Origin of the sequence: Massilia sp. Leaf139 (assembly GCF_001424165.1) — a bacterium.
Lineage (GTDB): Bacteria > Pseudomonadota > Gammaproteobacteria > Burkholderiales > Burkholderiaceae_D > Telluria.
Map to the genome: position 1 here is coordinate 1 of NZ_LMOJ01000013.1, position 12,172 is coordinate 12,172.

Genomic DNA, 12,172 nt, shown 5'->3' on the forward strand with positions numbered 1-12,172 from the left:
CTACCTTCCAAGGTCGAGCCTTAAGGGTGGGCCCAAGCTGGTCTTCACCTCTGCTGGCAGTAGCTAACCACCAACTCGATCAAGATACAAGGGTGGGCACTCGTGCCCACGCGGTCGTGCTCATGCGCACCCGCACCGGCAACGAGGATGACTGCTGCCAAGATGCAGATCACATTTAAGGAATGCGACGGTCTGACCGCGTGGGCACGAGTGCCCGCCCTACGAAAGGCAGAGAGACCGGCGTTTGCTTATCCGCCGGCTTTCAGCTTCCTCGCCACGTCCAGCGCGAAATAGGTCAGCACGCCGTCGGCGCCGGCGCGTTTGAAGGCCATCATCGATTCCATCATGACCTTGTCGTGGTCGAGCCAGCCGTTCTGGGCGGCGGCCTTGATCATCGCGTATTCGCCGCTGACCTGGTAAGCGAAGGTCGGCACCTTGAACTCGTCCTTCACGCGGCGCACCACGTCGAGATAGGGCATGCCCGGCTTGACCATCACCATGTCCGCGCCCTCGGCCAGGTCGAGCGCCACTTCGCGCAGGGCCTCGTCGCTGTTGGCCGGATCCATCTGGTAGGTGTTCTTGTCGGCCTTGCCGAGATTGGCCGCCGAGCCGACCGCGTCGCGGAAGGGGCCGTAGAAGGCCGAGGCATATTTGGCCGAATACGCCATCAGGCGCGTGTGGATGAAGCCGCGTTCTTCCAGCGCATTGCGGATCGCGCCCATGCGCCCATCCATCATGTCCGACGGGGCGACGATATCGACGCCGGCCTCGGCCTGGGCCAGCGCCTGGCGTACCAGCATGTCGATCGTCTTTTCGTTGACGATGTAGCCGTTCTCGTCCGGCAGGCCATCCTGGCCATGGGTCGTGAACGGGTCGAGCGCGACGTCGGTGAGGATGCCCAGCTGCGGGAAAGCCTTCTTCAGCGCCCGGACAGCACGCGGCACCAGGCCGTCGGGATTGGTCGCTTCGACGCCGTCATAGGTTTTCAGCGACGCGTCGATCACGGGGAACAGCGCCAGCACGGGAATCCCGAGCGCCACGCATTCCTCGGCCACGCCCATCAACAGATCCACTGAGACCCGTTCCACGCCCGGCATCGAGGCCACCTGCTGGCGCTGGTTCTCGCCGTCGAGGATGAAGACCGGATAGATCAGGTCGGACGCGGTAAGCGTGTTCTCGCGTATCATGGCGCGCGAGAACGGATCGCGGCGCATGCGGCGCATGCGGGTCGCTGGGTACTGGCCGGTAATGATGGAACTCATCGTGCTCGCTTTCTTCAGGAGTGGTCGGAAGCCTTGCCGTCTTGGTCGATGTCGTTATCGTTGTTACTGTCGCTGCCGCCGTCGATCGCATCGTCGATCTCCGGCTCTTCGATGTCCAGCCCCAGCAGCGACTGGATCTTGGCGTCCGCTTCCTCGATGCCGATGCGCTTCAGCGCCGAGAACAGTTGCACGGTAAATGGGAACCCTTCGCCGTCCTCGTCGACATAGCTCTCCAGCACGCCCTTCGCTTCGCGCAGGGCATTCGTCTGCTCGTTGCGGTTGAGCTTGTCGGCCTTGGTGAGGATGCAGTGGATCGGTTTGCCGGTCGGGGCGAACCATTCGAGCATCTGCGTGTCGAGGTCGGTAAAGGGGCGGCGCGAATCCATGATCAGCACCAGGGCGGCCAATTGTTCGCGGCGCTGGACGTAATCGCCCAGCAGCTTTTGCCAGTGCAGCTTGGCATTGCCCGACACTTCCGCATAGCCATAACCCGGCAAGTCGACCAGCAGGGCGCGGATTTCCTCGACGATGGTCGGATCCTTGCGGTGCTGGGCCACGTGGGCGCCGCCGATCGAGAAGTAATTGATGTGCTGGGTGCGGCCAGGGGTTTTCGAGGCGAATGCCAGTCCCTTCTGGTTGGTCAGGATATTAATCGCGGTCGACTTGCCCGCGTTGGAACGGCCGGCAAAGGCGATCTCGGGCACCACGGTGTTGGGGAGATCGCGCAGTTGATTGACGGTCGTGAAGAAGCGGGCTTGCCAGAGTTTGGACATGGGGAAGAGGTGAAAAAGGCAATGAAATGAAGCAATAGAGAAACAAAGCTATTGTACAATAAGGGGTTATCAATTGTATGGGCTGCCCGTTCGGGCGCCGGTTAGGCCGCTGTAATTACAATAATTCTGTTGTCGACTTTTTCAGGGTGCTCGAATGAATCGTGTGTCTGTACCGACCGCTAGCGCGGTGTTCGTGAAATCGTTGTTGGTTGCAACCCTGGCTCTCAGCAGCATCGCTGGCGCAGCCGAAGCGCAGCGCCCCGCCAAACCCGACGCCGCCAAAGGCGCCACCCTGTACGACAGCGGCGACAATGCGCGCGGCCTGCCGGCCTGCCTGTCCTGCCACGGCGCGAACGGCAATTCGACCATCGCGGCGAACCCGAAGCTGTCGAACCAGATCGAAGCCTATACCCATAAGCAGCTGGTCGATTTCACGACCCCGCAGCGCGTCAATCCCGTGATGACGACCTACGCCAAGATGCTCACCGACGAGGAAAAGCGCAATATCTCGGCCTACCTTGCCGTGCAGAAGACCAAGCAGGGCGCCGCCAAGAGCAAGGACACGATCGAACTGGGCCGCAAGATCTACCGCGGCGGCATCGCCGAGAAGGGCGTCGCCGCCTGCGCCAGCTGCCACGGCGCGAACGCCGGCGGCATCCCGGTGCAGTACCCGCGCCTGGCTGGCCAGCACCAGGATTACACGACCGCCCAGCTGGTCGCCTTCCGCACCGGCGCACGCAACAACAGCCCCCAGATGACGACGCTGGCGCAGCGCCTGTCGGACACCGAGATGAAGGCCGTCGCGGACTACATCGCCGGCCTCCGTTGAGCGTGCTCTTGGCTTGACCCGAGTACCAGAAGGGCGGCAGCGCGAGCTGGCGCCCTTTTTGCTGCAAACTAGGAAGTAGCATGAGCACCACCGGAATTGAACTGAAAACGCGCCGCTCCTGGCTGGACGAGTCCGTCGAGCTGGTCTCGTCGATGCGCTTCGCGATCAGCCTCTTGATGATCCTCTCGATCGCGGCCATCATCGGCACCGTGCTGCGCCAGAACGACGCCATGCCGAACTACGTGAACCAGTTCGGGCCATTCTGGTACGAGGTGTTCCGCAAACTCGGCCTGTACAGCGTGTACACCAGCTGGTGGTTCCTGCTGATCCTGCTGATCCTGATCGTCTCCACCAGCCTCTGCGTGATTCGCAACGCTCCGAAGATGATGCGCGATATGCGCAGCTGGCGCGACATGGTGCGTGAAGAATCCCTGCGCAATTTTCACCATAAAAGCGAATGGGTCGCGCCGCTCGACGTGGCCGGCCTGGCGCAGCAGAGCGCCGTGCGCCTCGGCCATGCCGGCTACAAGGTCAAACTCGTCGAGAAGGAAGGCGGCACCCTGGTGGCGGCAAAGAAGGGCGCCGGTAACAAGTTCGGCTACATCTTCGCGCACACCGCCATCATCGTGATCCTGCTGGGCGGCATGCTCGATTCCGAATTGCCCATCCGCTTGCAGCAATGGTTCCTCGGCAAAACGCCCTACATGGGTGGCGGCCTGATCGCCGACGTGCCGGCCCAGCACCGCCTGAGCGTGAACAACCCGACCTACCGCGGCAACATCCTGCTGGCCGAAGGACAGACCGGGCGCGTCGCGTCGATCGCCCAGGCCAGCGGCACCCTGCTGCAGGAACTGCCCTTCGATCTGCAACTCAAAAAATTCCATATCGATTTCTATTCGACCGGGATGCCGAAGCTGTTCGCCAGCGACGTCGTCGTGCACGACCGCGCGGAAAACAGGACCTTCGCGGCGACGATCAAGGTCAACGAACCCCTGATCTACAAGGGGGTGGCCGTCTACCAGTCGAGTTTCGAGGATGGCGGCAGCCGCCTGAAACTGACCGGCTTCCCGATGGCCGGCGGAGAAATGCGCGCCTTCCCGATCACGGGCGAAGTCAATGGCGCCACCGAACTGAAAGCGGCGGGTGCGAGCTATTCGGTCGAATGGTCGGGCTTCCGGCCTTTCAACGTCGAGAACATCGCGGGGAACGACGTGCGCGCCGTGACCAAGCCGCAATCGCTCAACGAGCAGTTGTCGGCCACGCTCGGCAAGGCCTCCGGTTCGGCCGGCAAGAATGCCGACAACAAGGATCTGAAAAATGTCGGCCCCAGCGTGCAATACAAATTGCGCGACCAGACCGGGCAAGCGAAAGAATTCCTGAACTACATGCAGCCGGTGACGCTCGAAGGTTCGCAGGTGTACCTGGCCGGCGTGCGCTCGAGCCCGTCGGAAGCTTTCCGTTTCCTGCGCATTCCTGCCGACGAGGCCTATAGCGTGCGCGAGTGGATGCGCCTGCGTGCGGCGCTGGCCAACCCGGCGCTGCGGGCCGAGGCGGCGCGCCGCTATGCCGCGCGCACCATGTCGGCCGGCCAACAGGGCGGAACGCAGTTCGCCGACCAGCTGCGCGAATCGGCGCAGCGCACGCTGGGCATGTTTGCCGGCGATGGCACCCCGGGCGGCTTCGTCGCGGTGGCGCAGTTCCTGGAAAAGATCCCGGCGGCCGAGCAGGAAAAGGCGGCAGGAGTCTTCATCAAGATGCTCAACGGCGTGCTGTGGGAGCTGTGGCAGGCGGCGCGCGCGGCCGACGGCCAGCCGGCGATCGAAGGCAACGACACCCATGCGCGCTTCCTGCAGCTGGCGACGAATGCCCTGTCTGACAGCTTCTTTTACGGCGCCCCGGTGTACCTGCAGCTCGACGAGTTCGTCGAAGTAAAAGCGTCGGTGCTGCAGGTGACGCGTTCGCCGGGCAAGAAGATCGTCTATCTCGGCTGCGTGCTGCTGGTCGCCGGCATCTTCGCGATGTTTTATATTCGCGAGCGGCGCCTGTGGATCTGGGTACGCCCGAACGAAGGCGGGGCGCATGCGCTGATGGCAATGAGCACCCAGCGCAAGACCCTGGACTTCGAAAAAGAATTTGAAGAGCTGGCAGCCAAGCTGCCGCAATCGGCGTAAGCTGACGCCCTTGCTGATATAAAAACAGGCACTGGAGACAAAGCATGGAAGCATCCCAACACAAGCCCGGCGTCGTCTACAAGGAGACGCCCAGCTATTTCCGCCGCCTGAGCGCGATCGACTGGCTGTTCGGCGCCGGCCTGATGGCCGCGGCCCTGTTCGCCCTGAACCGCTACGCGGGCTACATGGACGGCTACGAGCGCGCCATCCTGTTCCTCACCGCGCCGACCTTCGCCGCCCTGGGCTGGCACTGGAAGCCGGTGCGCTGGCTGATTCCGGTCGTGGCGTTGCTGTCCTTGTGGGCGGTGTCGCTGTACGACGGCTCGCTCGCCAATGCCGAGCAAAAGTTCTTCCTTAAATACATGCTGTCGAGCCAGTCGGCCATCCTGTGGATGAGCGCGCTGTTCGCCTTCTCGACCGTGTTCTACTGGATCGGCTTGCTGGCGAAATCCGACTCCGGCACCGCCATCGGCTCGCGCCTGTGCTGGGCCGCCGTCGTGCTCGGCTTCACCGGCATGATGGTGCGCTGGTTCGAAAGTTACCTGATCGGCCCGGATGTCGGCCACATCCCGGTCTCGAACCTGTACGAGGTCTTCATCCTGTTCGCGATGATCACGGCCCTGTTCTACCTGTACTACGAGGAGCGTTACGCCACGCGCCAGCTGGGCGCGTTCGTGCTCTTGATCATCGGCGCGGCCGTCATCTTCCTGCTCTGGTACACGGTCTCGCGCGATGCCGCCGCGATTCAGCCGCTGGTGCCGGCCCTGCAGAGCTGGTGGATGAAGATCCACGTGCCGGCCAACTTCATCGGCTACGGCACCTTCGCCCTGGCGGCGATGGTCGGCACCGCGTATCTGCTGAAATCGCACGACATCCTGGCCGACCGCCTGCCGCCGCTCGAAGTGCTCGACGACGTCATGTACAAGTCGATTTCGGTCGGCTTTGCCTTCTTCACGGTGGCCACCATCCTGGGTGCGCTGTGGGCAGCCGAGGCCTGGGGCGGCTACTGGTCCTGGGATCCGAAAGAAACCTGGGCGCTGATCGTCTGGCTCAATTACGCGGCCTGGCTGCACATGCGTTTGATGAGCGGCCTGCGCGGGCGCGTGGCAGCCTGGTGGTCGGTGGTGGGCCTCCTGGTGACGACCTTTGCCTTCCTCGGCGTCAACATGTTCTTGTCGGGCCTGCATTCCTACGGCGAGTTGTAACGGGAGTGTAAAAAGCGCGCAACGCGGCAAGGCAATTTGACGAAATCATGTATCGTGATCGTTCAATTGCCTGGAGTTAGCGATGCTCATCAAATCACCCCGCGACGGCGTCAATCCGCCGCTGTCCTCCGAAATCACGCCGCGTGAAGTCTACGAGGAGCGGCGCAAGTTCATCGCCCGCATGGCCGTCGGCGCCGCCGCCGGCAGCGCCCTGTGGGAGATGGCCAACCGCGAAGCCTTCGCCCAGGCCGGCCCCGGCCAGAAACTGGCCGCGCGCCCCAATCCGGCCTTGTCCACCACCGAGCCGCGCACCGCCTTCAAGGATGCGACCGGCTACAACAATTTCTACGAATTCGGCCTCGACAAGGGCGACCCGGCCGACAACGCCCATACCCTGAAAACGCGGCCCTGGACGGTGTCGATCGAGGGCGAAGTCAAAAAGCCGATGCGGCTCGACATCGACAGCCTGATCAAGCTGGCGCCGCTGGAAGAGCGGGTGTACCGGCTGCGCTGCGTCGAAGGCTGGTCGATGGTGATTCCCTGGGTCGGTTATTCGCTGTCGAACCTGATCAAGCACGTGGAACCGACCGGCAACGCGAAATACGTCGAATTCACCACCCTGGCCGACCCCAAGCAGATGCCGGGATTACGCAGCGGCGTGCTCGACTGGCCCTACGTGGAGGGCCTGCGCCTGGACGAGGCCATGCACCCGCTGGCGCTGCTCACCGTCGGCATGTATGGCCAGGTGCTGCCGAACCAGAACGGCGCACCGGTACGCGTCGTCGTGCCCTGGAAATACGGCTTCAAATCCGCCAAGTCGATCGTGCGCATCCGCTTTACGCGCGACCAGCCGAAGACGGCCTGGAACGTCTCGGCCCCGTCCGAATACGGTTTTTATTCGAACGTGAACCCGAAGGTCGACCATCCGCGCTGGTCGCAGGCGAGCGAGCGCCGCATCGGCGAGGACGGTTTCTTCAAGAAGAAACGCGAGACCCTGATGTTCAACGGCTACCCGGAAGTGGCCTCGCTGTACACCGGCATGGATCTGAAAAAGTTCTTCTGACCGATGGCGGCCAATCCTTCACCGAAACAGGTCACGCTGATCAAGTGCGCTGTGTTCGTTGCGGCGCTGCTGCCTTTCCTGTGGGGCGCCTGGCAGGTGTTCGCGGGTAGCCTGGTCGAGCCGCTCGAATTCATCACTCACGAGACGGGCGATTGGGCCTTGTATTTGCTGTGCATCACGCTGGCGGTGACGCCGCTGCGCCGCCTGACGGGCTGGAACTGGCTGGTGAAGCTGCGGCGCATGCTGGGGCTGTTCACCTTTTTCTATGCGCTGCTGCACTTCATCGCCTTCTTCTGGTTCGACCATTTCTTCGACCTGGCCGCCATGCTGCGCGACGTGGCGAAACGGCCCTTCATCCTGGTCGGCTTCACCGCCTTCGTCCTGCTCATCCCGCTGGCCGTGACCAGTACCAACGCCATGATCAAGCGGCTCGGGGGTAAGCGCTGGCAGTGGCTGCACCGGCTGATCTACCTGGTCGCGCCGCTGGCCGTGCTGCACTTCTGGTGGATGAAGGCGGCCAAGAACAACTTGGCGCAGCCGGCGCTGTTCGCGGCCATCGTGATCGTGCTGCTGGGGCTGCGGCTGTACTGGACTAGGGCCAAGGCGCGCGCGGCGGTGCGCGCATGAAGGCCCGGGTTATACATTCACGCAGAAATGTTTAGTAGCATTCCTTACCGGTTTGCTTCACCTGTTCGGTTCGATTAGCGGTGTAATGACTCCATCGACGCAGCCCCTGCGTTATACGGAGGAACACCATGAAGACCAAACTGATTGCATCCGCACTGATCGCCCTGAGCATGGCCGCCAGCGGCAGCGCATTCGCCCAGCGCGGCGACTACGGCAATGACCGTTATGGCAATGATCGTCACGGCGACGACCGCAATGGCCGCAGCGAGCAACGGTATGACAACCGCTACGATCGCAACAACCGCAACGATCGCTATGACCGCCACGACAGCTACCGCGGCGACGACGCCCGCCGTTATCATCGCGACGACCGGCGCGGCGGCGGCCCCCGCCACGACCTGCACCGCGGCGGACGCCTGAGCCAGGAATACCGCGGCACCCGCTACGTCGTCACCGACTGGCGCGTCCGCCACCTGAGCGCGCCTCCACGGGGTCATCACTGGGTTCGCGCCGGCAACGATTACGTGCTGGCGGCGATCGCCACCGGTATCATCGCCCAGGTACTGCTAAACAATTAAGCTGGCCCTGTAAAACAAAAAACCGCGCCCTCGAAAGACGGCGCGGTTTTCTTTTATGGTTGCGGATCGGGCGATTAGCGGCCGACCCCGATGCCGATGCCCACGCCCGAACCGCGGCCCCAGCTGCCAAAGCTGCCGAAGATCGAGGTCGATACGCCGCCCCGATAATTGCCGTCCCTGGTCGCCAACTGCAGAACGCAATTGCGCCACGGATCTGTGTTCGGTGTATGGCCCAATTGGGCGCAGGCGGGCCCGTACTGCGCCATCATGCGATCCATTTCGGCTTGCTGCTGCATGGCTTTTTCTTGCGGGCTTGCACATCCGAGCAAGCAAACGGCGCTCGCTATCATCATCATCGTCGTGCGCATGGCGGTCTCCCGAGGCGATTGATCGAACCGGCTCCAGCCGGTGAGGGGTTGGATCGATCATACATCGCTATCGAGTTCGCTCGCGTGCGCTTGGGGTTACGGGGCGGGGGTATTGGGCTGCTGTCGGGTGATCAGAGAGGTGAGGTTATGTCTGCTTTCGACCCGAAGCGGACGTAGCCGCGCAGTTAATTTCGGGTGCTACGAATGCCCCTACTGGAGCTCCAGGCTCGTGTAACCGCCATTACTGGCTTGGAACATACTCGCTCGGAGTTCGTCCGTTCGCCGGTCTGTTCGGTCGATCATGCAATCTAATGGCTCAGCAGGACTTGACCATTTACAGTCGGCGTCTCGCAGCGAAATCCAAATGCGCTGTGCGTTCTTCAACTTCTCGCGGTCTTTTTGTTCAAGCTGAGTCATGAGACTTTTATAGACCTTGTTCAGCTTCGCATTTGCAGTTGCGAGCTCAACTGGGCGAGTGTCGCCATTGACTGCCGCGGCGGGGGGAAGGAGCAGTTGGCTGCTGAGGAAAAGTAAGATTGGTAACCCCTGCCTAAACATACGTGCTCCGCTTGAAAAATCGTGAAGTAATTGCCGTGCTATACGCCGCAGACCATTTCGACGTCCGCTTCTGGCCGGGAGCAGTCTACCAGCGAAGGACCGCAACCGACCCAGAGCGGACCGTCACTTTTCGGCTAGGAGTGCCGGGTCGAACCAAACATCCTCATGCCCACCGGCGATTTGGAACCTGTAGCCCGGGGGCAGTGACAAGTAAGGTTCAACCGATGGCAGGAACTCAGCAACGTGTGCGACGTGAAGCGGCTGATAGAAGTCGGGATCGGTCGATGCCTCGCCACCACCCCAGATAAACCACCCGCACGCTTCGTCAAGGCGAACCCGTAAGCCGTTGATGGGGAGTTCTCCAATGGTGGCGAGCGCAATCCCCAGCTTGGCCCCAAGGGCTGGCGGCTCGGCCACTGCACCGAATCTTGAACATACGTCCTCTTGCTTTTCCATGGATTCCTATCAAGGTTAGATGGGGGACGTTGAACGGCCGCTCTTGGCCGTTTTCGGCCGTTTAGTGTACGGCAGCTTCCGACCCAAAGCGGACCTATCCGTTGTTGAGTTCAAGAAACCATCTCGTTGTGTGCAACATTGCGGCTTGAGAGTGTACGTGCTTGCCGTGGCGACCCATACTCCTCAGTGGTATCATCCTCGCTAGTGCTCAACTAGACGCTGGATTAGCAGCAGGATTTCTGCCAGCTCAGAATTGTCTTGAGTTATTCTTGAAATTTAGCAAAGGGAGAAGAAAATGGGCATGCTGACTGAATTTAAAGAATTTGCTACCAAGGGTAATGTGATGGACCTTGCGGTTGGGGTCATCATTGGAGCGGCATTCAGTAGGATCGTCGATTCGCTCGTGCAAGACATTATTATGCCTATAGTCGGCAAGATTTTTGGAGGGCTGGACTTCGCAAATTATTATCTCCCGTTAAACGGTCAGGCATGGGGACTGCCCTTGACCGAAGCAAAAAAGGCAGGTGCTGTCTTGGCATATGGCAATTTTCTAACGGTTTTACTGAACTTCATCATCCTCGCATTTATCATCTTCCAGATGGTTCGTATGGTAAATCGACTGCGTAAGCCCGCTCCAGTTGTTGTTGCTACTACAGAAGACGTCATCCTACTGCGCGAAATTCGCGACGCGTTACGTCGATAGGTTAGCTTCAGTCGTTCACAATGCGATTACTCTTCCGGAGCCGTTATCGCTCGGGGGAAGGTCGTAACCTAATACAGCGGAAGCGGACGTCTGCTTCCAGCCCAGGCTGTGTAAAAACGCGAGATCCGCGTGTTTTTAGGGGTCTCTTTACCATTCCCGACCTCGAGAAAACGCCTTGGAGAGTGTTCTGAGAGGCCGAGTGTGGGCGGCCTGCTGTCCGTATTGCGTTTTACACAACTTGGGCTGAGAGCAGACATATTATAGCGTCCGCTTCTGACCCAGAGAGGCCCTCCGCGCCTACCGCAATTCGTTTAATTCGACTCCAATGATCCTGGGGTTTGCTTTGCAAATCCCTAACGAGGATGCTGTGGCTAACAACGGTCCAGTTGAGCCAAGAGCCAACTAAAGTTCAGCATGCCTAGCGCTCAGCGTGCAACACAACAACAAAAGTGTCGTAGGCGTATACCTACGAGCTAATGGTCGGTATCATAACTTGACCGACTTGTTAGCTCAATCGCGCAGTCTTACGGCTGAAAATTTTTCCAAAATTTCAATGCATGGACGTCCGGTGCCCCAGCTCGAACGCCTTAATAGAACCTTGCAATCTATTGTTGAACGCGGCATTTTGCTCGATGCTGAACGGGGCGCAGTAGATGCCTGGATTTTCATGACGCAAAATGGGGTTTGCGAAACGATTATGCTTCGTGTCCTATCCCATCCAAATCAGCGCCGGATTTCTGACCTATCAATCGTTCGGCATGCTCGAAGCGACGGACTTCCCCTAAGACTCCGTCGCACCGGTGTCGATGCATAGCACCCATCTGAACGGAGGCGGTCTTCTCGTCGCATTCGTTACCACGCAAGGCGGCCGCCATTGCAGATTGGCAATAAAAAACTGCCGTGGGCAAAGATGTCTATTGCTGACCATTGACAGGCATCCGAACATGGACGTTTTCCGTACTCACTCCGCTGGTTTATGCTTTTGAACGATGGCAGCAATCTCTGCGTCAAGTCGTTGCTGCTCTTTCCTCAGTTTTTGTGAGGCTTTTTGCTGAGCATCCCGCTGCGCATTGGCCCCCGCAGGATCAAATCTTCCCCCAATATAGTTGGCCTGATTCTCTTCCGGGAAGTCTTCAAAATAGTCTGACCACTCGCCCATATATGCTCTCCCTCTCAGGTGTACCGACTGCCGGTCGGCCACGGGCGCCACAAAGGCGCAGTTTTTTGTCCAGTTTCGTTAGCGACTCTTAAGCGTGCGTCTTCCGCACTAGTTGCGTGGCTGTCGCGGATGGAGACCATGCGAGGCTACGACAACGCTTATCTTCCGCACTGGCGAAGCTAATTAGGGGCAGGCAGCGCTTAGCCGATTGGACGGCTGTTTCTGACCGGAGCACACATCACGAAGCAATCAGTCTACCCGATTTGTTGCTACATGGGAAAATTTGGACAGCTCGCTTAGGACGGACTCGACGTCCGCTAACGACCCAAAGCGGACCGCCCGTTCACTCCTCAAGCCAGTGCAAGGCTTGCGTAAGGTCGTTATAGAAAACGCGGTATTCCCCCTCACCAAATTGTCCGA

At 60.2% G+C, this 12,172-nt stretch carries 13 protein-coding genes; 7 read left to right on the forward strand and 6 right to left on the reverse strand.

Features of this window, described 5'->3' with window-relative positions; all coding sequences use genetic code 11:
• Positions 1-248: 248 nt before the first annotated feature.
• Complete coding sequence (gene hemB, locus ASF77_RS11185) at positions 249-1,262, reverse strand: porphobilinogen synthase (RefSeq protein ID WP_056339070.1); 1,014 nt, start codon at positions 1,260-1,262, stop codon at positions 249-251.
• A gap of 14 nt (positions 1,263-1,276) precedes the next feature.
• Positions 1,277-2,035, reverse strand: coding sequence for a ribosome biogenesis GTP-binding protein YihA/YsxC (yihA, locus tag ASF77_RS11190; protein ID WP_056339072.1), 759 nt, complete (start codon positions 2,033-2,035; stop codon positions 1,277-1,279).
• A gap of 154 nt (positions 2,036-2,189) precedes the next feature.
• On the opposite strand from yihA, the gene ASF77_RS11195 reads away from it, so the two are divergent.
• The 6 genes from ASF77_RS11195 (at position 2,190) to ASF77_RS11220 (ending at position 8,508) form a co-directional block, all read left to right on the forward strand.
• On the forward strand, positions 2,190-2,864 hold the full coding sequence (locus ASF77_RS11195) for a cytochrome c (RefSeq protein ID WP_056339074.1): 675 nt from the start codon (positions 2,190-2,192) through the stop codon (positions 2,862-2,864).
• Between the two features lie 80 nt (positions 2,865-2,944).
• Positions 2,945-5,035, forward strand: coding sequence for a cytochrome c biogenesis protein ResB (locus tag ASF77_RS11200; protein WP_056339076.1), 2,091 nt, complete (start codon positions 2,945-2,947; stop codon positions 5,033-5,035).
• A 44-nt stretch (positions 5,036-5,079) separates the two neighbouring features.
• Positions 5,080-6,240, forward strand: coding sequence for a c-type cytochrome biogenesis protein CcsB (ccsB, locus tag ASF77_RS11205; protein WP_056339078.1), 1,161 nt, complete (start codon positions 5,080-5,082; stop codon positions 6,238-6,240).
• Between the two features lie 82 nt (positions 6,241-6,322).
• Positions 6,323-7,303: a protein-methionine-sulfoxide reductase catalytic subunit MsrP gene (gene msrP / locus ASF77_RS11210; RefSeq protein WP_056339081.1), complete on the forward strand. Its 981-nt coding sequence runs from the start codon at positions 6,323-6,325 to the stop codon at positions 7,301-7,303.
• Positions 7,304-7,306: 3 nt separating this feature from the next.
• Entirely contained in the window at positions 7,307-7,930 is a 624-nt protein-coding gene (locus ASF77_RS11215) for a sulfite oxidase heme-binding subunit YedZ (RefSeq protein WP_056339083.1), read from the forward strand.
• A gap of 128 nt (positions 7,931-8,058) precedes the next feature.
• Positions 8,059-8,508, forward strand: a complete 450-nt coding sequence (locus ASF77_RS11220) for an RcnB family protein (RefSeq protein ID WP_056339084.1) — start codon at positions 8,059-8,061, stop codon at positions 8,506-8,508.
• 74 nt (positions 8,509-8,582) lie between these two features.
• Here ASF77_RS11220 and ASF77_RS11225 read toward each other — a convergent pair whose 3' ends face one another.
• From ASF77_RS11225 to ASF77_RS11235, 3 genes are all read right to left on the reverse strand, one after another.
• Positions 8,583-8,876 (reverse strand): hypothetical protein, encoded by a 294-nt coding sequence (locus tag ASF77_RS11225; protein ID WP_056339086.1) that lies wholly within the window; start codon positions 8,874-8,876, stop codon positions 8,583-8,585.
• Positions 8,877-9,086: 210 nt separating this feature from the next.
• Positions 9,087-9,434 carry a lysozyme inhibitor LprI family protein gene (locus tag ASF77_RS25240; protein ID WP_056339088.1) on the reverse strand — a complete coding sequence of 116 codons (348 nt, stop codon included), beginning with the start codon at positions 9,432-9,434 and terminating at the stop codon, positions 9,087-9,089.
• A 123-nt stretch (positions 9,435-9,557) separates the two neighbouring features.
• Positions 9,558-9,890, reverse strand: a complete 333-nt coding sequence (locus tag ASF77_RS11235; RefSeq protein ID WP_056339090.1) for a hypothetical protein — start codon at positions 9,888-9,890, stop codon at positions 9,558-9,560.
• A gap of 295 nt (positions 9,891-10,185) precedes the next feature.
• Here ASF77_RS11235 and mscL point away from each other — a divergent pair, with 295 nt between their 5' ends.
• Positions 10,186-10,593: a large conductance mechanosensitive channel protein MscL gene (gene mscL, locus ASF77_RS11240; protein ID WP_056339092.1), complete on the forward strand. Its 408-nt coding sequence runs from the start codon at positions 10,186-10,188 to the stop codon at positions 10,591-10,593.
• Between the two features lie 961 nt (positions 10,594-11,554).
• On the opposite strand, the gene ASF77_RS23640 is transcribed toward mscL, so the two are convergent.
• Positions 11,555-11,752 (reverse strand): hypothetical protein, encoded by a 198-nt coding sequence (locus tag ASF77_RS23640; protein ID WP_082493723.1) that lies wholly within the window; start codon positions 11,750-11,752, stop codon positions 11,555-11,557.
• Positions 11,753-12,172 lie beyond the last annotated feature (420 nt).

Coding starts and splice junctions, on each gene's coding strand:
- hemB (WP_056339070.1), bottom strand. CDS start 1,262: ATGAGTTCCATCATTACCGGCCAGTACCCAGCGACCCGCATGCGCCGC.
- yihA (WP_056339072.1), bottom strand. CDS start 2,035: ATGTCCAAACTCTGGCAAGCCCGCTTCTTCACGACCGTCAATCAACTG.
- ASF77_RS11195 (WP_056339074.1), top strand. CDS start 2,190: ATGAATCGTGTGTCTGTACCGACCGCTAGCGCGGTGTTCGTGAAATCG.
- ASF77_RS11200 (WP_056339076.1), top strand. CDS start 2,945: ATGAGCACCACCGGAATTGAACTGAAAACGCGCCGCTCCTGGCTGGAC.
- ccsB (WP_056339078.1), top strand. CDS start 5,080: ATGGAAGCATCCCAACACAAGCCCGGCGTCGTCTACAAGGAGACGCCC.
- msrP (WP_056339081.1), top strand. CDS start 6,323: ATGCTCATCAAATCACCCCGCGACGGCGTCAATCCGCCGCTGTCCTCC.
- ASF77_RS11215 (WP_056339083.1), top strand. CDS start 7,307: ATGGCGGCCAATCCTTCACCGAAACAGGTCACGCTGATCAAGTGCGCT.
- ASF77_RS11220 (WP_056339084.1), top strand. CDS start 8,059: ATGAAGACCAAACTGATTGCATCCGCACTGATCGCCCTGAGCATGGCC.
- ASF77_RS11225 (WP_056339086.1), bottom strand. CDS start 8,876: ATGCGCACGACGATGATGATGATAGCGAGCGCCGTTTGCTTGCTCGGA.
- ASF77_RS25240 (WP_056339088.1), bottom strand. CDS start 9,434: ATGTTTAGGCAGGGGTTACCAATCTTACTTTTCCTCAGCAGCCAACTG.
- ASF77_RS11235 (WP_056339090.1), bottom strand. CDS start 9,890: ATGGAAAAGCAAGAGGACGTATGTTCAAGATTCGGTGCAGTGGCCGAG.
- mscL (WP_056339092.1), top strand. CDS start 10,186: ATGGGCATGCTGACTGAATTTAAAGAATTTGCTACCAAGGGTAATGTG.
- ASF77_RS23640 (WP_082493723.1), bottom strand. CDS start 11,752: ATGGGCGAGTGGTCAGACTATTTTGAAGACTTCCCGGAAGAGAATCAG.